This is a genomic window from Streptomyces sp. NPDC016309, from assembly GCF_043077235.1.
In the GTDB taxonomy this organism is placed as follows: Bacteria; Actinomycetota; Actinomycetes; order Streptomycetales; family Streptomycetaceae; genus Streptomyces.
This window is the reverse complement of record NZ_JBIBSG010000002.1, coordinates 508,559-528,325: the sequence shown is the minus strand read 5'-3', so window position 1 is coordinate 528,325 and position 19,767 is coordinate 508,559. Positions and strand designations below refer to the sequence as shown.

Sequence of the window (19,767 nt, the reverse complement as noted above, 5' to 3'; positions counted from 1 at the left end):
ACCGGACGATGGGGGCATGGATGACACGACCTTGGTATCGAGCTTTCTCCGGGACGGCTATGTGAAGTTGGAGGGTGCCGTCGCCCCGCGCGTGGCCGCGGACTGTGCGCGGCTGCTGTGGCGGGAGACGGGCTGTGACCCGGACGATCCGGCGACATGGACGCGGCCCGTGCACTGGGTGGGCGGCATGGCGCAGGGGCCGTTCGCGGCCGCGCCCAACTCGCCCTCATTGCATCGCGCCTACGACCTGCTCGTGGGGCCGGGGCGCTGGGAGCCACGCTATTCGCTGGGCACCTTCCCCCTGCGCTTCCCGCACGAGGAGGAGCCGGACGACGCGGGCTGGCACATCGAGGGAAGCTTTCTGCCCGAGGGCGAGAGCTGGTACTTCACCAATCTGCGCTCCCGGGGCCGGGCGTTGTTGATGCTGTTCCTGTTCAGCGAGGTCGGTGAGCGGGACGCCCCCACCCGGATCCGGGTCGGTTCACACCTCGATGTGCCCAGGGTCCTGGCGAAGTACGGGGAGGACGGAGCAAGCGGGCTGGACCTCGCGCCCGATGTGGAGGCGGCTTCCGCGCACCGGCCACAGGCCCTCGCCACCGGGTCCGCGGGGGACGTCTTCCTGTGCCACCCGTTCCTGGTGCACGCCGCGCAACCCCACCACGGGGTGCGGCCGCGGTTCATGTCCCAGCCGCCGCTGCTGCCGGCCGTGCCGTACGACCTGGAGCGGGCCGACGGCACCCACTCCCCCGTCGAGACCGCGATCCTCCGGGGTCTGGGAGAGGACGCCCCGTCATCGGCCCTTGGAGAAGGTGCGAGCGACGCTCGGGAGACGGGCCGTACGGCAGACGGTTCGGTTTTCCCCACCCCGGAAGCGGGGGCTGGCATGATCGATTGCTGAGCTCCGTCCGCCGAGGATGAGGGCATGGTCGAGATGACGAGTGATGCCGGGCCGGAAACAGCCGCCCGGGCCGAGGGGCTGCACCGTGAGTACGGGCGCGGCGCCGCCACCGTACGGGCGTTGCGCGGGGTGTCGGTGGCCCTGGCACCGGGGACGTTCACGGCGGTGATGGGGCCGTCCGGCTCCGGCAAGACGACCCTGCTGCATTGTCTGGCGGGGATGGACCGGCCCACCCGGGGCTCCGTGTGGTGGGGCGGCACCGAGGTGTCCCGGCTGTCCGAGCGGCGGTTGGCGGAACTGCGGCGCAGCCGGGTCGGGTTCGTGTTCCAGGCGTTCAACCTGATGCCGGCGATGACGGTGGCGCAGAACGTCGAGCTTCCCGGCCGGCTGGCCGGGCGGCGGCCCGACCGGGGCCGGGTGCTGGACGCGCTGGCCCGGGTGGGGCTGGCCGGGCGTGAGCGCCACCGGCCCGGGCAGTTGTCCGGCGGGCAGCAGCAGCGGGTGGCGATAGCGCGGGCGCTGGTGTCCCGGCCGCAGGTCCTGTTCGCCGACGAGCCGACCGGCGCGCTCGACCGGGCCACCGGCCATGAGATCCTCGCGCTGCTGCGTGCCGGTGTGGACCACGACGGCCGGACGTGCGTGATGGTGACCCACGACCCGGTCGCCGCCGGGTACGCGGACCGGGTGCTGCTGCTCGCGGACGGTCTGGTGGTGGACGAGCTCGACCGGCCCACCGTCGGCCGGATCGGCGAGCGTCTGAGCCGGCTGGGCCGGTGAGTGCGATGGTCGCTCTCGCTCTGGGACCGATGCGCCGGCGTCCGGCCGCCTTCACCGGTCTGGCTGTCGCGCTCTTTCTCGCCGTCGCCACCGTGACGCTGTTCGGCTCGCTGCTCGCCGCCGAGGTCACCGCGCCTCCGGCCGCTCGCGGGACGGTCGAGGGGCCCGGACTGGTGGTGATCGCCGGCGCCTTCGGGGAGATCGCCGTGCTGGTCGCGTTCTTCGTCGTGGTCAACGCCCTGGGCTTCGCTCTCCGGCAGCAGCACCAGGAGCTGGCGCTGCTGCGGACGATCGCGGCGACGCCCCGGCAGACGCGAAGGCTGGTCCGTGCGCAGGTGGCATGGACCACTGTGCTGGTGGCGGTGCCGGGCTGGGTCCTCGGGGTGGCCGCGGCCCGCCGGTTCCTGGTCGAGCTCCAGCGCCTGGGGATGGCGCCGCCGGGGATGCGGGTGCCGCTGACTCCGGTGCCGGTTCTGGTGGCGCTGGTGGCCGCGCTCGCCGTCGGTCTGGCGGCCACCGCCGTCGCGGCCCGGCGGATCTCCCGTATCGCGCCCGCCGCCGCGCTGACCGCGAGTGCGACCGAGCACGGGCGGGCGGGTGCGCCGCGTCTGCTCGCCGGCATCGGTGTGCTGGTGGGCGGTGGTCTGCTGCTGCGACTGGCGGCGACGCGCCCGCCCGGGCAGGAGGACAAGGCGGGGCAGGCGGCGTTGCTCGGTTCGCTGGTGCTGCTGATCGCCGTCGCTCTGATGGGGCCGCTGCTGGCGCGTCTTCTGGCGGCGGCCCTGGGAGCGCCGGTGCGGGTGGTGGCACCCCGTGCGGGCTGGCTGGCCGACGCCAATCTGCGCGGGTACGCGCGGCGGTTGTCGTCCGCCGTGGTCCCGGTCGCGCTGCTGGTGGGGCTCTCGGGCACCATGGTGATCATGACAAGCACCGCCGGACACGCCGGAGGCGCGACGGCGACCAGTGTCACGTCCCCCACGGACGTGTGGCTGCGCCAGGCCGAACTGGCGATGCTGGCCTGCTTCGCCGCCGTCTCCACCGTCAACACCCTGGTCGCCGTGACCGCGGAACGGCGCCGTGAGTTCGCGCTGCTGCGGCTGGTCGGCGCGACCCGGTCGCACCTGATGCGCATGCTGGCCGTGGAGGCCGTGCTGACCACAGTGGTCGGTGTCCTGCTCGGTGCGGTGGTCGCGGGTGCCGCGTCGGCCGCGTTCAGTACGGCGGTGACCGGTTCGCCGGTGCCGTCCGTCCCGGTGGCCGCGTGTGGGTGGATCGTCGCGGGCGCGGTGGTGCTGACCGTCCCCGGCATCCTGCTCACGGGCCTGCGCGCGGTTCGTGGCCCGGCGGCGGAGCTGGTGGGCGGTGGCCGTGGCTGAGCGCGGCGACGGCCCCGTGGCCGGGCGTACGTCCCCCGGGCGCGTGCCGGCCCGTACGGGCCCGCCGGCCGGCGTGGGGGCGTCCGCGCCACTCGCCGGGACGGCGCGGGAGGCCGGCGCGGGAGGCGGGCCGGGGCGACCGGGTGCGAAGCCGGCCGGGTCGAGGCGGTACTTCTCCGTCCGGGGCGGCGACTGGGCGTTCGCCGTCGTCGGGCTGCCGCTCGCCCTGGCCGGCGGGGTCTACGCGCTCGCCGTCCTGTACGCGGGGGCACTGCTTTCGCTCACCGTGCTCGGTCTGCCGTTCGTGGTCGCCGCGCTGCTGGGCGCGCGTGGGTTCGGTGTGCTGCACCGGTGGCTGGTGGGCCGGTTGCTGGGCGAGCGGGTCGAGGCACCGGTCAGGCCGGCCCTCCCGGCGGGTGCGGTCGCCCGTGGTCGTGCGGTGCTGACCGATCCGGTCGCCTGGCGGGCGCTGCTCTATCTGGTGCTGCGGTTGCCCCTGGGGGTGCTCGGGTTCGTCGCCGCCGTGGCCCTTCCCCTCGGCTGCGGCTGGTTGCTAGGTTTCCCGCTCTGGCGGCGCCTCCTCGAAGGTCCCCAGCCGGTCACCTGGCTGGACGCCGGCTCCGCCCCGCTGGGGCTGGTCCTGCCGGCCGCGGTGCCCGGGGCGGTCCGGGCGCTGAGCGCGGCGAACCGCCGGCTCGCCCGGCTGCTGCTCGGCCCGGCCCGTGCCCAGCGGCGGGTCCAGGAGCTGGAGGCGGCCCGCGCCACCCTGATCACGGACAACACCGATCAACTGCGCCGCCTGGAGCGGGACCTGCACGACGGCACCCAGGCCCGGCTGGTCGCCCTGGCCATCACCCTCTCCCTGGCCGAGGACGCGCTCGATCCCGGCGCCGGTCCCGATGTCGTACGACTGCGTACGCTGGTGGACCGCGCCCGCGGCCAGACCGACGACACCATCACCGAGCTCCGGCGGCTCACCCGGGGCATTCACCCGGTGGCCCTGGACGGCGGCCTCGGTGAGGCACTGCCGGGCCTGACCGCCACCTCGCCGGTACCGGTCACGGTGCACCTGGACGTGCGGGAGCGCCCGCACGCGGTGGTCGAACGGGCCGTCTACTTCTGCGCCGCCGAGCTCCTCACCAACGTCGCCAAGCACAGCGGTGCCCACTCGGCGACGCTCACGGCGCGCGTGGCCGACGGCCGCACCGTCCTGAGCGTGCGCGACGACGGCCGGGGCGGCGCGGCGCTCGGAGTCGGCACCGGCTTGACCGGTCTGGCCGAACGGCTCGCAGCGGTGGACGGTGTCCTGCGCGTCGACAGCCCACCGGGCGGGCCCACGACGGTCACCGCCGAGCTCCCGAACCGCCTGTGACGACCGGTCAGCCGCCGCCCTCCTCCAAGTAGGCCAGCACGGCCTTCACCCGCCGGTTGTCGGCGTCCGTCGCTCGCAGGCCGAACTTGGTGAAGACGCCGGCGACGTGCTTCTCGACCGCACGCTCCGACACCGCGAGCAGCGCGGCGACGGAACGGTTGGAGTGGCCCTGTGCCACCAGCTCCAGCACCTCGCGCTCGCGCGGCGTCAGCGTGTCCAAGCGGCGGTGCCTGCCACCCCGCAGCAGCCGGCCGACGACCTCAGGGTCGAGCGCGGTGCCGCCGTCGGCCACCCGGTGCAGCGCGTCCACGAACTCGGAGGTACGGGCGACGCGTTCCTTCAGCAGGTACCCGATCCCCGCCGCGCCGTCCGCCAGCAGCCGGGAGGCCCAGGCGGTCTCGACATGCTGGGAGAAGACCAGCACACCGACCTCGGGTGTGGTCGCACGGATCTCGACGGCCGCGCGAATGCCTTCGTCGGTGTGGGTGGGCGGCATCCGGATGTCCACCACGGCGACGTCCGGCCGATGCTCGGCCACCGCGGCGAGCAGCTCGGGTGCCGTTCCGGCCGTCGCCGCCACCGTGCATCCGCGGGCCCGGAGCAACTCGACCATCCCGTCCCGCAGAACGACGGAGTCCTCGGCCAGCACCACGCACAGGTCCCTGTTGATCACCAGACCATTATCGGGCCGGGCCGGTACCGCGCCGCCACGGTCCGTTCAGCGATGGCCCGCGCCTGCGTGAGGGCGGCGTTCGGTGTTCAGGCCGCCGGGGCCTTGCGGGAGAGGGACCCGAGACGGACGACGGTCCATGCGGCCGTGCCCCAGAGGGACAGAGCGGCGATGATGCCGACCACGAGCCGTACGGTCGTGTCCGCGCCCTCGTTCATCCGTACCGCCAGACCGGTGGCACCCGCCAGCACGAGCGCGGCGGCCGGGACGCGGAGGCGTGGCTGTGCGAACACCGCTGCGAGCGGTACGAAGTGCAGTCCGACGATCAGCGCGACCAGCGGCGGAACCAGCACGGGGTGCCCGGTGCGAGCGCACACGATCACCGTGGCGATGATGAGGAGCCACTGGAGCAGGTTGATCTGGTTGAAGCGCCGTCGGCGTTCGGGAGGGAAAGGGCCGCCCTCCGACGCGGGCAGGAACCTGCGCGCCGCCAGCATCAAGCCGAGCGCGAGGACACACCCCGCCGCGACCGCGACCCACCGGAGCGGCGCCTCGAAGCCACTCGTGCCCAGCAGCCACCAACCGACCCCGAACAGCGCGAGGAACCCCACCCCTGACTTGAACATGGCGACACTCTAGGCCGCTCCCGACCGGTGTGACACCCGGACACCGCACGCAACAGACGCCGGAAACGGTGCAGTCGAGCGAAACCGGTGCCTCCGCCCGGTGGGGGTCATCGGGTCCGACAGTGTCGGCGGCCGCCTGCTCCCCTCAAAACCCGCAACCCTGGAAAACCGGCAGCCCCGGCGTCCACCACAACGGGTTGCCGACTGATTCCACCGTGTCACAACAGCGACGGCTCGGCAGCGTCTCGTCACGGCGTCCCGGCGGTGCGCCCCGATGGGAGACCGCCCCTCCCCCGGACCTTCGCTCGCTCACACATGCCGGGATCGACGGCGGCGCATACGCCCCGTTTCGCCCAGGTATGCGGTGGTACCCGCAGCCGGACAACAACCGGAGGAGCTGGTTCCGTCGGATCCGGCGTTCCAAGGAGGAGTGGCTCATGAGTGATGCCGGGCGTGCTCAGCAAGCGGGGCAGGCGGCGAAGGAACAGGCGTCGGCGACGGCCTCCCGAGCCGCGCAGTCGGCCGGTGATGTGGCGGGGACCGCCGCGGAGCAGGCCAGGGCGGTGGCGGGCGAGGCTCGGCAGCAGGCCGGGAACGCCGCGCGCGACCTCAGGCAGCGTGTGCTGGACGAGGGCCATGGGCAGGCGCAGCGTCTGGCGGGCACCGTCCGGCAGTGGGCGGACGACTTCGCGGGAATGGCGCAGAACGCGCCCGGGGAGTCCCCGGCACGCACCCTGGTGACCCAGGCCGCCGACGGCGGGCACCGGGCCGCCGACTACCTCGACAAGAACGGTGTCGACGGCCTGCTGGGCGACCTCCAGAAGTTCGCACGCCGGCGGCCGGGCGCGTTCCTGGGCGGCGCGGTACTGGCAGGTCTGGCGGTCGGCCGTCTCGCCAAGGCCGGTAAGGCGGTCCGGAGCGGGGACAGTGGGCGCCCGGCCACGAGCGGCGGGGACGACGCCCTGCCCCCGGCCGGCCAGGCCCCGCCGGAGCTGCCCGGCTACCCGGGGGTGTGAGATGACGGCGGGTTCACAGCAGTCCGTGGGTTCGACGGAGATGGACCGCCACGGGCGGGAGCGTTCGGCCGGTGAGCTGCTGTCCGCCGTGACCGCGGACGTGCAGACGCTGTTCCGGCAGGAGGTGGAGCTCGCCAAGGCGGAGGTCCGCGAGGAGGCGGCCAAGGCGGGCAAGGCGGCCGGGATGTTCGGCGGGGCGGGTTTCGCCGGTTACATGGTGGCCCTCTTCCTGTCGCTGGCCGCTGTGTTCGGGCTGGCCAACGTGATGGACGCCGGCTGGGCGGCATTGATCGTCACCGCCGTGTGGGCGGTCGTCGCCGCCGTGTTGTTCGTGATGGGTCGCTCTCGGATGCGAGAGGTGTCGCCCAAGCCGGAAAAGACGGTTCAGACCCTCAAGGAGGACGCACAGTGGGCACGTCACCCGACCAAGTGAAGGCCGACATCGAGGCCACGCGCGACAGGCTCTCGCAGAACGTCGACGCCCTGACCGATCGCACCAGCCCCAAGCGGATGATGCGCCGGCGCACCAACCGGGCGCGCTCGCGGGCGTCGGACCTGCGGGAGCGGATCATGGGGACCGCGTCCGACGCCGGCAGCCAGGCCGCGGACCGGACGCGGCATGCCACCCGGTCCGCCCAGGAGAGCGCCGGCCAGGTGGGCGAAGCCGTCAAGCAGGCTCCCGAGCAGGCGATACGGCAGACCCAGGGCAATCCGCTAGCGGCCGGTCTGATCGCCTTCGGTGCCGGCCTGCTGGCCGCCTCCCTCCTGCCGGAGTCCGGTGCCGAGCAGCGGGCGGCGAGCCGCGTGGCCGGGAGCGACGCCATCGAGCCGGTGAAGCAGGCCGCGCTGGAGTCCGCTCAGCACCTGAAGGAGGAGGCCACCGAGACGGCGAAGCAGGCCGCGCAGCAGGTGAAGGAAACCGCCGCCGACGCCGCCCGCACCACGCAGGACGAAGCACGCGACCAGACCACGCAGGTCACCGAGCAGGCCCGCGAATCCGGGCAGCAGGTGGCCGGCGAGGTCCGCCGGCAGAGCCCCGGCGGCCGGTAGCCCCACCCTTCCTCGGCAACCGGCGCGATGCCCGGCGCCGGGAAGGTCCGCAACCGTCGTCGCGCCGACCGGGTTCGTCCCCGGCCGGCGCGACAGGCGTGACCGGCCCTGAAATCGGCCCGGAGCCCAGCGGGGGGTGACTCTCGTGCCGGGCCCGGACCACCTCCACGGCGCTGGGCATGACAGCCCGTTGCGAGCGGGCGGCGCGGCCGCTTCGGGGGAGGTCGCTTCGGGAGGTGCACGGGACGAAGCCGCCGCACATTGGCCGGTCCTGGGCGGGACGGCGGGCTCGTCGTGCTCCTACCATCGCCGGATGGGGGAACGGCGCATGGGGGAACGGAACTTGGCGAGGGCTGTACGGCGGTACGCCGGGTCGGGGGCCCTCTGCTGCGGGGTCCTGCTGCTCGTCGTGGCCTGCGGCCGGGCGAGCGAGAGCGCCTCCCGACCGACCTCCGGTCCCGGTCCCTCCGGGTCGCGGGTGACGGCACCCCCGTCGAGCGACAGGGCTGCGGCGACCGGGAGCGACCCGTCGGCGGCGGACCCGGACAGGGGCGGAGGGTCCGGTACGGGGCCGTCGCGGAGCTCCGGCTCGTCCGACGCCCTCGGCGCGGTGACCGGCGGCGGATCCGGCGCACGGACGGGCGCCCCGGCCGGCGACGCCCCGGCGAGCGGGGGGACGGGCAGCCCACCGTACGGCGGCGACCCCGTGCCTCCCGCCCCGCCGCCCCCGACCCTGGGCGGGCAGCACCCCGCTCCGGGCGGCGGCATCGACCCCACCGGTGGGGGCGACGGCGGCGGCGGTGACGTGGGGGGCACGAGCGAGGGCGGTGGCGACGGGCCGGCGCCCGGCTGCCCTCCCGCCACCGGCGCGTCCCCCGGGCCCTCCGCGCCGGACGGCACCGCCCCCTCCTCCCCCTCCCCCTCACCCTCGCCCAGCCCGTCGGGCACGCCCTGCCCCGACCCCGGCCCCGGCGACACCACGGGCGCGGACGGCGCGGGCATGGGCGGAACGGACGGCGCGGGCACGGGCGGAACGTGACCGGTCGCCCGGCGGTCCGTCCCGTCCCCGCCCGGCGCCGCGACCCCCGCGCCGCCCGCAGCACCGCCCGCAGCGCCGCCCGCCTCGAACGGCTCCGGCGCGCCCGCGTCACCACCGCCCGGCGAGCCGCCCTCCTCCGGCACCCGGTGGGGTCCCCCGCCGCGGCCACACCGGCAGCGGACGACCGCTCCGCACCGGGGCTGGCCGGAGCGGTGGCCGCGCAGGCATCCCTGGTCGCGGCCGTCATGTTCTACCTCGGCGCGGTCTACCTGACCGCCTTCTACCACTACTTCCGTCTCGACGTCTTCACGCTCGGCATCGGCTTCCCCGAACTGGCCATCCAGGCACTGAACCTGGTCCGCAGGCCCGTCGTCATCGCCCTCACGGTCATGGGGTACGCCGCCCTCCGCCCGGACCTCCTGAGCGGACGCGCCTGGCCCGGGCCCGTCGCCCGGTTCGTGCGCCGCGCGGGCGTATGGGCCCGCAGCGCCGATCTGCTCCTGGTGCCCTCGGGCCTCCTCGCCCTGGTCCTCTGGCGGTGGACCCACCCGTACGGCTGGGCGGCGGCCCTGGCACTGGCGCTGGGTGTCGCCCTCGCCCACCGGCGCGCCGCCGCCCGCCGGGACGGCCCTGCCGCCACCGCCGCCGGCAGGGCGGCGGCCGCGTCCGTGACCGGCCTCCTCGTCCTGTGGGCGGTGACGCTGGCCGCCGACGGCCTGGGGGTGGCGGAGGCACGTCTGACGGGCCGCCACGTCGTCAGCCGTACGGCCGTCGTCGTCCTGACCACCGACCGCCTCAGCCTGGCGGGGCCGGGCGTACGCGTCGAAGACCTCGGCAAGGACACGCACTTCCGCTACCGCTACACCGGCCTTCGGCGGCTCATCGAGCGGGGCGGCCGTTACTACCTGCTGCCGCTGGGCTGGACGCCCGAGACCGGTACCACGTACGTGATCGACGTCCGCGACGGAGTCCGCGTGGAGCTGGCGCCCGGCACCCTGGGTCAGCCGTAGGCGGCGAGGAACGTACGGGTGCCGGCTTCGGCGTAGCGGTCGAGTTCCGCCTCGTCGTGCCGGGACGTGCCGTGGAACATGGACCGGTTCACCGGGATCCACAGCAGCAGGCCGGCGAAGTGGTGGGCGGCCAGCAGCGGGTCGTCGGCCTTGAGCAGTCCGTGGCCGGTAAGGCGCCGGAAGGTGGCCGCCAGGGTGTCCAGGACCCGTTCGAAGCCCTGCTCGTACCAGGCCGCGCCCAGTTCGGGGAAGGCATCGGCGTTGGCGATGACCAGACGGCGGAGCTGGATCACCTGGGGCCGGGTGAGGGCGCCCAGCAGCCGGCGGGCGAGGCGGGTCAGGTTCTCGTGCAGGGCTTCGGCGTCGGCGGGGACGTCGGCCACCAGGTCCACCATCGCGTCGATGCCGTCGGTGGTGGCCAGCACGATCTCGGCGAACAGCTTCTCCTTGTCCGCGAAGTGCTTGTAGACGGTCTGCTTCGACACCGCGGCCAGCTTCGCGATGTCGTCCATGCTCGTGCCGGCGTAACCCTTGTTCAGGAACACGGTGGTCGCCGCGTCAAGAATTGCCTGGTGCTTGCGTGCCGACCGGCTGTCCGTCATCCGCTTCCTTCCTCCCTCTCCACCTTCCGGCGCGTACTGGACTGACCAGTACTCAGATGAGTACTGTACCGTCCAGTTCCAGAGTTCGTACATCCACGGGCAGGGCACCCGCCCTGTGCCGTGCGACAACTGGGGGGTTACGCATGGAGAAGGTGTTCTCCGCCGACGGCACGGCCATCGCCTTCGAGCGTCGGGGCTCGGGTCCGGTGGTCGTCCTGGTGGGCGGGGCGTTCATGACCCGCGGCGCCTCGGCCGAGCTCGCCGAGCTGCTGGCCGATCGGTTCACGGTGCTCACGTACGACCGTCGGGGCCGCGGTGACAGCGGGGACGCACCGGCCTACGAGGTGCGACGCGAGATCGAGGACCTCGACGCACTGATCGGCGGACCCGGGGGCGGATCTGCCATGGTCTTCGGCATGTCGTCGGGCGCGGTCCTCGCCCTGGAGGCCACCGCCCACGGCAGCGCCGTCTCGCGTCTCGCGCTGTACGAGCCCCCGTTCATCACCGACGACAGCCGGCCGCCGCTGCCCGCCGACTACGTGGACCACCTGACGGAGCTCGTGGCCCGCGAGGCGTACGGCGACGCGGCCGCCTACTTCCTGACGGCAGCGATCGCCCTGCCGGACGAGGCCGTGGCGGGCATGCGACAGGCCCCGTTCTGGGCGGACATGGAGGCCGTCGCCCGCACGCTGCCCTATGACGGCCGCATCATGGGCGACACCATGTCCGGCCGCCCCCTCCCGGTCGAACGGTGGGCTTCCGTGACCGTTCCCGTCCTCGTCGCCAGCGGTGACGCGGGCGCGCCGCACATGGAGGCCGGCGCACGGGAACTCGCCGCCGCGGGCGACAACTTCACCCTGCGGATCTTCCCGGGTGAAGAGCACAGCATCGACGCGCAGGTGCTGGCCCCGGCCCTCGCCGAGTTCTTCACCGGGGCGCACACGGCATGAGCCTGACCACACCCATGGAACTCGTTGCCCACCTCAAGACCGCCCACGGTCTGGGCCACGGGGATGCCAACGCCCTCATCGCACACACGCGGGCCGAGGACAGTCGCCCCTGACCGCAGGCCCACGGGGCCCGCTTCGACTACTCGCCGGGCCGGACCGGCTTCGGGCTTCACTTCCGCGGCGGACCTTCCTACGTTCGCCCCGCGCCGACGTACGGTGGATGTACGGGATCCGTACGGTGGCGTGCATAGGATGGGGCCCGGAGGTGTGCCATGTCCGAGTTGTTCGACGCGGTGGATGCCCTGGTCGCGTCCCGTTCCGTGCTGCCGCCGCCCGAGGAGCGCAGGCGGCTGCGCAAGGCACACGGGCTGACCGTGGACGAGGTGGCGTCGGCCCTCCAGGTGCGCCGGGCCACGGTCAGCGGGTGGGAGGCCGGCAAGACCGAGCCCCGGCCTCCGGAGCGCGACGCGTACGCACGGCTGCTCAAGCGGCTCGCGGAGCTCTACCCCGCACCCCACTCCCCCGCACCCGCCCCGGCTCCCGGCCCGGACGTCTCCGGCCCGGACGTCTCCGGCCCGGACGTCTCCGGACCGGCCCACGTCGAGCCGGGCGGGCTCCCCGGCGGGTCCGGCGCCGCCCCGGAGGCGACGGCCGGGGCGGCCGAGGCGGCGGGAGCGGCGGAGGCCGCGCCCGGACCGGTCGAGGACACCCCGCGGTCGCGCCCCGCGGCCAGCCCCGCGTCCCGCCCCACGGCCGGCCGCGCCGCCGCTTCCCCGGCGCGGCGGCCGGGCGCGGAGCGGGCAGGGCAGGCCGGGGCCCCGGCGGGGGGCGCCGACCCGCGCTTCGTGAACGGGCCGCTCGCGGTCGTCGACGCCGACGCCGACGGCCAGGTGCTGGCGTACTGCACGGGCGGCCTGGTCCTGGACGTACCGGCCAAGTCCCTGCCGGCTCTGGTGGAGTGGACGCTCACGGAGGCCCGGCTGGGGCAGCCCAGGCTGTCCGGACCGGGCAAGGACGGCGACCCGCTCCTCGTGCTCACCGAGTCCGCGCTGGAGCGTTACGGCCTCCCCGCCGGCCTCACCGACCAGGAGCGGCGCGCCGGACGGCTGCCGGAGGACCACAGGGTCGTCAGGCAACTGGCGCGCGCGGACTGGAAGCTGACCAAGCGGGGTCTGGGCCCGTGGGCGCGGATCTACCGGCCCGCGCAGGGTGCGGAGCGCGCGTGCGTCCAGTTGTGCGTCCCGTCGTGGCACGCGCTCGACGCCCGCCACTGGGGCGAGGCCGGGGCGTTCCCGCCGGCGGCACTGGCCCGGGTGCTCGGCGTGTACGCGGAACGGGTGATGACGCCCCGCGGGTCGACGGCCGTCACCGGTCTGGAGCTGATGACCGCGCTGCGTCCGCCGACCCGCGCCTCCGAGCCCGACGCGGAGGGGAAACGGCATTCCGAGCACAACCCCGGTTCGCTGGGGAAGGACCCGGTGGACTGTGCGCCGTGCGAGGCACCCGACGGGCACCCGCTGCTCGCCGGCCTGCCGCGCTTCCATGTGCGCGGCCCGGACGAAAAGCTGTTCGAGGAGGCCTTCGACTGGGCCCGGCCGCTGACGGACGACGAGTGCGCCAAGCGGTTCCTGGTCGGCATCGACGTCAACATGGCCTTCGCCGCCGGAGCCAACGGCCTGGTCGTGGGCCTGGGAGCGCCGACGCACGTGAAGGAGCCCGCGTTCGACGCGAAGCTGCCCGGCTCGTGGCTGGTCGACCTCTCCCACGTCGACCTGTCGAGGGTCCGGTCGGGCAAGGAGTGGGTGGGTCTGGACGCCGAGCTGTTGCCCAACCCCTTCACCCCCTCCGGCGAGCGGCCGGAGGGGCCCGCCTGGTACGAGACGCGGACCGTCGCCTACGCCGTGGAACTGGGCTACGAGGTCGCGCCGTCGGAGGCGTACGTCCGCCATGACAACGGCCGTTATCTGGACGCCTGGTACAACCGGCTCCGTGACGCCTACCTGGCGACGATGGCCGACCTAGGAGTGAGTGCCGATCTGGGGCCGGAGGAGTTCCTGGCGGCGATGGACGGCTACCGGGAGCGCGACCCCGAGATGGCGATCGTGGTCTCGGCGGTCAAGGCGACCGTCAAGGGCGGGATCGGCAAGCTGCGGGAACGCCCCCGGGGCGAGGGGTGGAAGCCCGGCCGGCCGTGGCGGGCGCTGTCCCGCCCCACCTGGCGGCCGGACATCAGGGCCGCGGTCATCTCCCGTACCCGGATCAACATGCACCGCAAGGTCGTCAAGCACGCCGCGTTCACCGGTCAGTACCCGGTGGCGATTCTGTCCGACTGCGCGGTCTACGCCTCCGACGGGCCCTCACCGCTGGACTTCCTGCCCTACCGCGCGGGCAAGCCGCTGCCCGGCGGTTTCAAGCTGGGCGTCAACCCCGGCCTGGTCAAGCACGAAGGCACCCAGACCGTCCTGTGGGCGGAAGGTGTACGGGAGCAGTTCGACGCCCCCGACCTGAACCTCGCCCGCTACATCAAGGACGGCGCCGTCAGCGCGCAGGACACCGGCGAGTAGGCCGCCCCCGTCCCGTACGCCTCCGGAATGGCAAGGCGCCGGCGGACCGCCCCGCCGGTCCGCCGGGATCGTCGAGGAGCGCCCTCAGCCCGCGTCCTCCCGCACTCCTCGGGTGCTCGACCGTTCGCGGCCCCAGGCGGCCAGCGGCTGGAGTGCGTCGTTGAGCCGTCTGCCGTCCTCGGTCAGCGTGTACTCGACACGGGGCGGCACCTCCTCGTAGGACACGCGGTCCACGACGCCGTCCGCCTCCATCTCGCGCAGGTGGGAAGCCAGCACCTTCTCGGTGATGCCCGGAAGCAGTCGCCGCAGTTCGCCGAAGCGGCGGCAGGGGTGCTCATGGAGCGCCCAGAGGATGAGCACCTTCCACTTGCCGCCGATCACCTCCATCGCGGTGTCGATCCCGCAGACGTGCCCGTCCGGTGTGCCCGGCCGGTTCAGCGTCGTCATGCCCCACCCCTCCCACCTGCTCACTCACCCCGGGGTAACCACCCACTCGCAAGTGCGTACTTGATCACCGCTCCACCTGCGGCCAGCCTAATCGGCATGACGAACGACGCTCTTGTGAAGACCTCCGTTACCTTGCTGGGCCTCGGCGCGATGGGCGCCGCGCTGGCCCGTGCCTGGCTCGCCGCCGGCCACCCGCTCACCGTATGGAACCGCACCCCGGCCCGCGCCGCGGCGCTCGCCGCCGAAGGGGCGCGGGTCGCGGACAGTGCCGCCGCGGCCGTGGCGGCGCACTCCCTGGTCGTGGTCTGCCTGCTGGACGACGCCTCGGTCGAGGAGGTGCTGGCCGGCACCGAACTCGAGGGGAAGGACCTGGTCAACCTGACCACCAGTACCCCCGCCCAGGCGCGTACGCGCGCCGCGTGGGCCCGTGAACGCGGCGCCCGCTACCTCGACGGCGGCGTCATGGCCGTCCCTCCGATGATCGGTGTCCCCGAGGCCGGTGGCTACGTCTTCTACAGCGGCTCGCGCGAGCTGTTCGAGCGGCACCGGGAGACGCTGGGCGTTCCGGCCGGCACCACCTACGTCGGCGAGGACGCGGGCTTCGCGGCCCTGCACGACGTGGCCCTGCTCAGCGCCATGTACGGGATGTTCGCGGGGGTGGCGCACGCCTTCGCCCTGATCCGCAAGGAGGACATCGACCCGGCGTCGCTGGCCCCCCTCCTCGCCGACTGGCTCGTCGCGATGGCACCGTCGGTCCACCGGACCGCCGAGCAGTTGCGGACCGGCGACTACACCAAGGGGGTCGCGTCGAACCTGGCGATGCAGGTGGCCGGCACGCCGACCTTCCTGAGCACCGCCGAGCAGCAGGGTGTCAGCCCGGAACTGCTCGGGCCGTACTTCGCGTTGATGCGCCGGCGCCTGGCCGAGGGCAGCGGCGAGGAGGACCTCACGGGCGTGGTGGACCTGCTGGTGCGCTGACCGGCCCGGTGACCCGCTGCGTCCCCGGGCCGACCGCGCCGGGCCGACCGCGCCGGCCGGCCCGGGGCGGGGCGGGGCGGGGGCTCAGCGGTGCTGGAGCGCCTTGACGTTGTCGCCGAAGGTCCAGGCGCGGGAGCCGTCCCAGTTGATCGACCAGGCCATCAGGCCCTTCAGCCTGCCGCCGTAGGTGTTCCAGGCCTGTGCGACCTGGGACGGTGCCATGTGCCCGCCGCCGGCCCCCGGTTGAGCGGGCAGGCCGGGGACCTGTTTGTCGAGGGGCACCTTGATGGTGGTGCCTTGCACGGTGAGGCCACGGTCCAGGCAGTCGGTCTGGGCGGTGAATCCCCGTACGGTGCCCGCCTCGTAGGAGTCGCCGGAGCACCCGTACATGCTGCCGTTGTAGTACTGCATGTTGAGCCACCACAGCCGGCCGTTGTCGGCGTACTTCTTGATGACGGGCAGGTAGGCACCCCAGATGGAGCCGTAGACGACACTGCCGCCGGTCACGTACGCCGTCTCGGGAGCCATGGTCAGGCCGAAGCCGGGGGGCATGGCGGCGAGTACGCCGTCGATGATCCGGATCAGGTTGGTCTGGGACGCCGAGAGCCGCTTGATGTCGCCGCTGCCGACCAGGCCGGTCTCGATGTCGATGTCGATGCCGTCGAAGTTGTGCGCCTCGAGGATGGGGACGACGGTCTGCACGAACCGGTCCGCGACGGCGGTCGAGCCGAGGTCGATGCCGGCGGTGGCCCCGCCGATGGACAGCAGCACGGTCAGTCCGGCCGCCTTGGCCTCGCACACCTCGGCCGGAGTGGGGACCCGTACGGTGGCGTCCATGCCGTCCTCCCACAGCACGGTGCCGTCGGACCGGATGACCGGGAAGGCCGCGGTGACGACGTTGTAGCCGTGGGTGCGGATGCGGGCGTCGGTGATCGGGGTCCATCCGAAAGGCGGGTGGACGCCGTTGGCGGCGCCGTCCCAGTTCTCCCAGTATCCCTGGAGCACCTTGCCCTGAGGACGGGGCTTGGTCGCGCAGGTGGCGGCGGTGGGGGCCGGGGCGGGCGGAGCCCCGGCGGCGGCCGGGTCGGTGGGGGCGGCCGGAGTGGTCGGGGCGGTCGGTTCGGCCGGGGCGGCGCCGAGCAACCCGAGGGCGATCAGGGCGGTCACCAGCACGGCGGCCGCCCGCCGTGCGGTGCCCGTGTGCCCGCCCGTGCCACCGGTGCGTGGCGTCGGGGACGGTGTCCGCCTGGTGCGTCGGGGTCCGGACATGGGTCTCCTTCCGAAATGCGGTCTGCGGGATGGGTGCGCAGGGTCCGGTTCAGAAACGCACGTCGGAGCAGGCGTAGAAGGCGTTGCCGGTATCGGCGATGGTCCAGACGCCGAGGATGAGGTGACGGCCGGTCTTGTGCGGCAGTACACCGGTGTGGCTGACCGTCGACCCGGGGAGCCGGCCGCCGAAGGGAACCATAAGGAAGGGCTGGGGGTCGAGGTCGGCCCGGGTGAGCGGCTTGGTGGGGTCCCAGCCGTCCCTGGTGATGTAGTACCGGAAGTCGGTGGTGGCGTGGCGTGCGGTGATCCGCCAGACGAAGGTGTGGGCGCGGCCCCCGGTCAGGGCGGTGGCGGGCCATGCTCCGCCGCGTGGGTCGTCCAGTTCGGAGAAACGGCCGTTGCCGCCCGCGCAGATGCGTCCGTCGGCCGGTCCCCGGGTGGGGAAGCCCTTGGGCCCTTCTACGCTGGGCGGCTCCCACTGGATCTGCCCGCAGCCGCGGACGGTGCCGTTGCCGCAGAGTTGCTGCCGGCTGACGGGCGAATCGGTGTAGCCGTGGCCCTGGGCGGTGCCGGCGGTGGCGAGGAAGGTGCCGCCGAGCAGCCCGAGGCCGAGGAGTAAGGAGGTGAGCTTGCGCTGCATGTGCGCTCCCGTGGTCCTGTCCTGGGTTCGGAGGGGGACGGACGTGGTCCGTCCTCGGGTGCGCTGCCGGGTGGTGGAGCGGCGGGGGTGGGGGGCGGCAGGGCAGGGGGTGTCCGGAGGACGGTCGTCCGCTGCGGTCTAGACCAAGTGTGAGGCTAGCTCCGGAAGCTTGGTCATGTCCATACCAATACGGCCGCTGGGGAGACATGACCTGCCGGTAACTGAAGGGTCAACAAGGCGTGGGCCGCTACGAGGAATTCGGGGCTACCAGGGGTGCATTGCGCCGTACCAGCAAACGGAATGCGAGCTAAAATGGAAACCGGTATCGACGATCCGACGGATCCTGCCGGAAGGGCTGCATCCCTTCTTCTCACGGCCGGGAGGGACGCGATCCCTCGCGGAGCACGCGTCCCCTTCGGACCACCCGGCGGCCGGGCGGCTGTCGCCGCCGCGGGACGGCATGGCACGACCGCCACGACCGCCACTCCGTACTTCCTCTACGGCGCCCCTCCACCGCGGCAGCCGTGGAATGCAGAGGCAGAGACACGATGTCCCCTCCCAACGACCCGCGCGGCAGCCCGTCCTTCGGCCCGCCCGTTCCACCGACGCCGCCCGCATCGGCGTCCCTGTATGCCGGTTACGACGTCACCCGGTACCTGTGTGCCGCCATGTACACCGATGTCACGCTCGCCCGCAGCGCCGTGGACCGCATCATCAAGGAGCCGCGGCGCGCCGTGGCGTCCTCCCCCGGCGTGAGCATGGGTTGCGTGCTCCGGCACGCGGTGGCGGCGCGCCGCCGCCAGCGGCGCCGGGACGTCCTGCTCTCGTTCCTGGCGGTCGCGTGGCTGGTCGCCCTGTTGGTCGCGTTCGCCATGGGCCGGGGCCTGGGCTACACCGTGGCCATCGCGGGCTTCCTCGTGGCCTGGGCGGTGGTGGCCACCGAACTGGTCTCGGTGCACTACGGCGTCGTCTCCCACCAGCTCAAGAGGGAGAACTTCGACCCCCACCAGGCGCCCCGGCCCTCGAACCCCAAGGACGCCGCGCGCGTGGACACCATCGAGCTCCGTGACCGTGGCAACGTCCTGACGTCCTCCTTCTTCCCGCCCTTCGTCGGGCACGGCGACACGTACAGCACCTGGTCCTTCGCTCTGAACACCGCCCGCGCCGAGCAGGGCAAGGAGATCCTCCCGTTCACCGTCCACGAGCTGAACCAGCACCTTTCCGCCAGGGTCAGGGCTCTCGGCCTGCCCGGCCTGGACGTGGCCGAGGTACTGCTGGTCAACGGCTCCGACCTGCTGCTCGGAGTGGACGACCGCACACGCGGCGAACTGCTCCCCCACGATGCCGGACCGCCCGCGGCGCATGTATCGGAGGTCCTCCTGCGCGGGCTCCGCGAGGACGGCAGGGGCCGCGCGCGGCCGTACCTGGCGGTGCGGGTCGCCGGCTGGGGAGGGGAGCTGGTCAGCACGCTGTTCCTGCGGTGCACGGTGCTGCCGGACCGCTCCATCGCGTTCATCGAGGGCAGCAACTGCCTCCTGACACCCGTGCGCGCGGAGTACCGGACCGTGGACACCCTGCTGCACTCCCCCACCACCCGGCAATGGTGCCGACTCGTGGGAGAGGCGGGTCTGCGCACTCCCTACCTGACGCTCCGGGCGCCGTTCGCGGTGCTGGGAGACCTGTTCGCCCCGATCTCCGAGGGACGCGAGCAACGCCGTCAGGAACGCCGGATACGCCTGCGCTCCTTCAATTACGGCGCCGAGTTCAGTCTCAGGGAGGCGGCGAGCAGTGGACTCTACTACCGCTACTTCCAGGAACTCGACGGAGAGCTGTACTCCAAGACGGTGGAACACCGGGTGCTCGACGCCCTGGTGCAGTTCATGGAGGGCCACAACATCGACACCGGTGAGCTGATCCAACGGCAGACGACCATTTACAACTCCGGTCTGTTCGCGGGCCGGGACATCTCCATCAACCGATCCAGCGTCCGAGCCGGAGGCGGCACGTCCGGGAAGACGGCCCGGCCGGGCCGGCCGGCCCAGTCGGCCCAGCGGAGGTGACGTGATGGCGGAACACGACGGCGGCGCGGTGCCGGGGCACGTCAGCGGCATCCAGGCGGGCCGGGACGTGAGGATCAGCCGGAGTACGGTCGCCGTGGGTCACACCGCGTCCGTCAGCGGGGCGCCCGCGGCCGAACGCGAGGCAGCCGTCGCGGAACTGCGCGCGGCGGTCGACCGGTTGCGCGAGGAACTGCGCGGGCACGCCGGGCACTACGAGGACGGGGCCGAGCTGGTCCAGGCCGCGGAGCAGGTGCGGACGGAACTGGACCGGGACGAGCCCCGCCGGAACATCCTCCTGCGATGGCTCGGGTTCATCGCGCCCGGCGTCCACGCGACGGCGGCCGTCGCCGCGGACGTCGCGTCGATCCAGGAGAGCGTGACGGCCCTGTTCTGACCCCGGTGGGGCGCGGCAGGCCCCACCGG

General features: G+C 73.5%; 20 protein-coding genes and 1 pseudogene. 15 read left to right on the top strand and 6 right to left on the bottom strand.

All coding sequences use genetic code 11. The annotated features are described in order from the left end of the window. Positions 1-16 precede the first annotated feature (16 nt). The 4 genes from ACF068_RS07065 to ACF068_RS07050 are packed head-to-tail and all read left to right on the top strand — an operon-like array spanning position 17 to position 4,423. Positions 17-898 (top strand): phytanoyl-CoA dioxygenase family protein, encoded by an 882-nt coding sequence (locus ACF068_RS07065; RefSeq protein ID WP_392273128.1) that lies wholly within the window; start codon positions 17-19, stop codon positions 896-898. A 24-nt stretch (positions 899-922) separates the two neighbouring features. Then, positions 923-1,675 (top strand): ABC transporter ATP-binding protein, encoded by a 753-nt coding sequence (locus ACF068_RS07060; protein WP_392273127.1) that lies wholly within the window; start codon positions 923-925, stop codon positions 1,673-1,675. 5 nt (positions 1,676-1,680) lie between these two features. Next, the gene (locus tag ACF068_RS07055) at positions 1,681-3,051 is read left to right on the top strand and encodes an FtsX-like permease family protein (protein ID WP_392273126.1); all 1,371 of its coding nucleotides are present in this window, start codon (positions 1,681-1,683) and stop codon (positions 3,049-3,051) included. Next, complete coding sequence (locus ACF068_RS07050; protein ID WP_392273125.1) at positions 3,044-4,423, top strand: sensor histidine kinase; 1,380 nt, start codon at positions 3,044-3,046, stop codon at positions 4,421-4,423. Before ACF068_RS07055 ends, ACF068_RS07050 begins: the two co-directional genes overlap by 8 nt. A 7-nt stretch (positions 4,424-4,430) precedes the next feature. On the opposite strand, the gene ACF068_RS07045 is transcribed toward ACF068_RS07050, so the two are convergent. Beyond that, positions 4,431-5,096, bottom strand: a complete 666-nt coding sequence (locus ACF068_RS07045; protein WP_392273124.1) for a response regulator — start codon at positions 5,094-5,096, stop codon at positions 4,431-4,433. A gap of 86 nt (positions 5,097-5,182) precedes the next feature. Beyond that, positions 5,183-5,719: a hypothetical protein gene (locus tag ACF068_RS07040; RefSeq protein ID WP_392273123.1), complete on the bottom strand. Its 537-nt coding sequence runs from the start codon at positions 5,717-5,719 to the stop codon at positions 5,183-5,185. Between the two features lie 437 nt (positions 5,720-6,156). Between ACF068_RS07040 and ACF068_RS07035 the strand changes: the two genes are divergently transcribed. From ACF068_RS07035 to ACF068_RS07015, 5 genes are all read left to right on the top strand, one after another. Then, complete coding sequence (locus ACF068_RS07035; protein ID WP_392273122.1) at positions 6,157-6,735, top strand: hypothetical protein; 579 nt, start codon at positions 6,157-6,159, stop codon at positions 6,733-6,735. Between the two features lie 25 nt (positions 6,736-6,760). Then, on the top strand, positions 6,761-7,168 hold the full coding sequence (locus ACF068_RS07030; protein ID WP_392273121.1) for a phage holin family protein: 408 nt from the start codon (positions 6,761-6,763) through the stop codon (positions 7,166-7,168). Continuing rightward, the gene (locus ACF068_RS07025; protein WP_392273120.1) at positions 7,144-7,785 is read left to right on the top strand and encodes a DUF3618 domain-containing protein; all 642 of its coding nucleotides are present in this window, start codon (positions 7,144-7,146) and stop codon (positions 7,783-7,785) included. The genes ACF068_RS07030 and ACF068_RS07025 overlap by 25 nt, the downstream gene beginning before the upstream one ends. 706 nt (positions 7,786-8,491) lie before the next feature. After that, a complete protein-coding gene (locus ACF068_RS07020; RefSeq protein WP_392273119.1) occupies positions 8,492-8,824 on the top strand; it encodes a hypothetical protein in 333 nt (110 codons plus the stop codon). Further along, positions 8,821-9,834: a hypothetical protein gene (locus ACF068_RS07015; protein WP_392273118.1), complete on the top strand. Its 1,014-nt coding sequence runs from the start codon at positions 8,821-8,823 to the stop codon at positions 9,832-9,834. The genes ACF068_RS07020 and ACF068_RS07015 overlap by 4 nt, the downstream gene beginning before the upstream one ends. Here the strand turns inward: ACF068_RS07015 and ACF068_RS07010 are convergent. Further along, entirely contained in the window at positions 9,825-10,436 is a 612-nt protein-coding gene (locus tag ACF068_RS07010) for a TetR/AcrR family transcriptional regulator (RefSeq protein ID WP_392273117.1), read from the bottom strand. The genes ACF068_RS07015 and ACF068_RS07010 overlap by 10 nt on opposite strands. 143 nt (positions 10,437-10,579) lie before the next feature. Here ACF068_RS07010 and ACF068_RS07005 point away from each other — a divergent pair, with 143 nt between their 5' ends. From ACF068_RS07005 to tap, 3 genes and pseudogenes are all read left to right on the top strand, one after another. Continuing rightward, the gene (locus ACF068_RS07005; RefSeq protein WP_392273116.1) at positions 10,580-11,386 is read left to right on the top strand and encodes an alpha/beta fold hydrolase; all 807 of its coding nucleotides are present in this window, start codon (positions 10,580-10,582) and stop codon (positions 11,384-11,386) included. A 2-nt stretch (positions 11,387-11,388) separates the two neighbouring features. Continuing rightward, positions 11,389-11,499: pseudogene (locus tag ACF068_RS07000) on the top strand (DUF4287 domain-containing protein); the annotation flags it as partial. A 159-nt stretch (positions 11,500-11,658) separates the two neighbouring features. Beyond that, complete coding sequence (tap, locus tag ACF068_RS06995) at positions 11,659-13,950, top strand: telomere-associated protein Tap (protein WP_392273115.1); 2,292 nt, start codon at positions 11,659-11,661, stop codon at positions 13,948-13,950. An 84-nt stretch (positions 13,951-14,034) separates the two neighbouring features. On the opposite strand, the gene ACF068_RS06990 is transcribed toward tap, so the two are convergent. Beyond that, positions 14,035-14,397: a winged helix-turn-helix transcriptional regulator gene (locus tag ACF068_RS06990; RefSeq protein WP_392273114.1), complete on the bottom strand. Its 363-nt coding sequence runs from the start codon at positions 14,395-14,397 to the stop codon at positions 14,035-14,037. A 96-nt stretch (positions 14,398-14,493) separates the two neighbouring features. On the opposite strand from ACF068_RS06990, the gene ACF068_RS06985 reads away from it, so the two are divergent. Further along, on the top strand, positions 14,494-15,375 hold the full coding sequence (locus ACF068_RS06985) for an NAD(P)-dependent oxidoreductase (protein WP_392273113.1): 882 nt from the start codon (positions 14,494-14,496) through the stop codon (positions 15,373-15,375). 84 nt (positions 15,376-15,459) lie between these two features. Here ACF068_RS06985 and ACF068_RS06980 read toward each other — a convergent pair whose 3' ends face one another. After that, positions 15,460-16,644, bottom strand: a complete 1,185-nt coding sequence (locus tag ACF068_RS06980) for a chitinase (protein WP_392273112.1) — start codon at positions 16,642-16,644, stop codon at positions 15,460-15,462. Between the two features lie 49 nt (positions 16,645-16,693). Continuing rightward, entirely contained in the window at positions 16,694-17,284 is a 591-nt protein-coding gene (locus ACF068_RS06975) for a lytic polysaccharide monooxygenase (protein WP_392273111.1), read from the bottom strand. 548 nt (positions 17,285-17,832) lie between these two features. Here ACF068_RS06975 and ACF068_RS06970 point away from each other — a divergent pair. After that, entirely contained in the window at positions 17,833-19,344 is a 1,512-nt protein-coding gene (locus ACF068_RS06970; RefSeq protein WP_392273110.1) for a hypothetical protein, read from the top strand. Positions 19,345-19,348: 4 nt separating this feature from the next. Next, positions 19,349-19,738, top strand: coding sequence for a hypothetical protein (locus tag ACF068_RS06965; protein ID WP_392273109.1), 390 nt, complete (start codon positions 19,349-19,351; stop codon positions 19,736-19,738). Positions 19,739-19,767: the final 29 nt, after the last annotated feature.

Excerpts from the sequence above, each read along its gene's own strand:
- ACF068_RS06975 (WP_392273111.1), bottom strand. The coding sequence starts at position 17,284 with ATGCAGCGCAAGCTCACCTCCTTACTCCTCGGCCTCGGGCTGCTCGGC.
- ACF068_RS07065 (WP_392273128.1), top strand. The coding sequence starts at position 17 with ATGGATGACACGACCTTGGTATCGAGCTTTCTCCGGGACGGCTATGTG.
- ACF068_RS07035 (WP_392273122.1), top strand. The coding sequence starts at position 6,157 with ATGAGTGATGCCGGGCGTGCTCAGCAAGCGGGGCAGGCGGCGAAGGAA.
- ACF068_RS06980 (WP_392273112.1), bottom strand. The coding sequence starts at position 16,644 with ATGTCCGGACCCCGACGCACCAGGCGGACACCGTCCCCGACGCCACGC.
- tap (WP_392273115.1), top strand. The coding sequence starts at position 11,659 with ATGTCCGAGTTGTTCGACGCGGTGGATGCCCTGGTCGCGTCCCGTTCC.
- ACF068_RS06965 (WP_392273109.1), top strand. The coding sequence starts at position 19,349 with ATGGCGGAACACGACGGCGGCGCGGTGCCGGGGCACGTCAGCGGCATC.
- ACF068_RS07005 (WP_392273116.1), top strand. The coding sequence starts at position 10,580 with ATGGAGAAGGTGTTCTCCGCCGACGGCACGGCCATCGCCTTCGAGCGT.
- ACF068_RS07040 (WP_392273123.1), bottom strand. The coding sequence starts at position 5,719 with ATGTTCAAGTCAGGGGTGGGGTTCCTCGCGCTGTTCGGGGTCGGTTGG.
- ACF068_RS06970 (WP_392273110.1), top strand. The coding sequence starts at position 17,833 with ATGTCCCCTCCCAACGACCCGCGCGGCAGCCCGTCCTTCGGCCCGCCC.
- ACF068_RS07055 (WP_392273126.1), top strand. The coding sequence starts at position 1,681 with ATGGTCGCTCTCGCTCTGGGACCGATGCGCCGGCGTCCGGCCGCCTTC.
- ACF068_RS07060 (WP_392273127.1), top strand. The coding sequence starts at position 923 with ATGGTCGAGATGACGAGTGATGCCGGGCCGGAAACAGCCGCCCGGGCC.
- ACF068_RS07010 (WP_392273117.1), bottom strand. The coding sequence starts at position 10,436 with ATGACGGACAGCCGGTCGGCACGCAAGCACCAGGCAATTCTTGACGCG.
- ACF068_RS06985 (WP_392273113.1), top strand. The coding sequence starts at position 14,494 with ATGACGAACGACGCTCTTGTGAAGACCTCCGTTACCTTGCTGGGCCTC.
- ACF068_RS06990 (WP_392273114.1), bottom strand. The coding sequence starts at position 14,397 with ATGACGACGCTGAACCGGCCGGGCACACCGGACGGGCACGTCTGCGGG.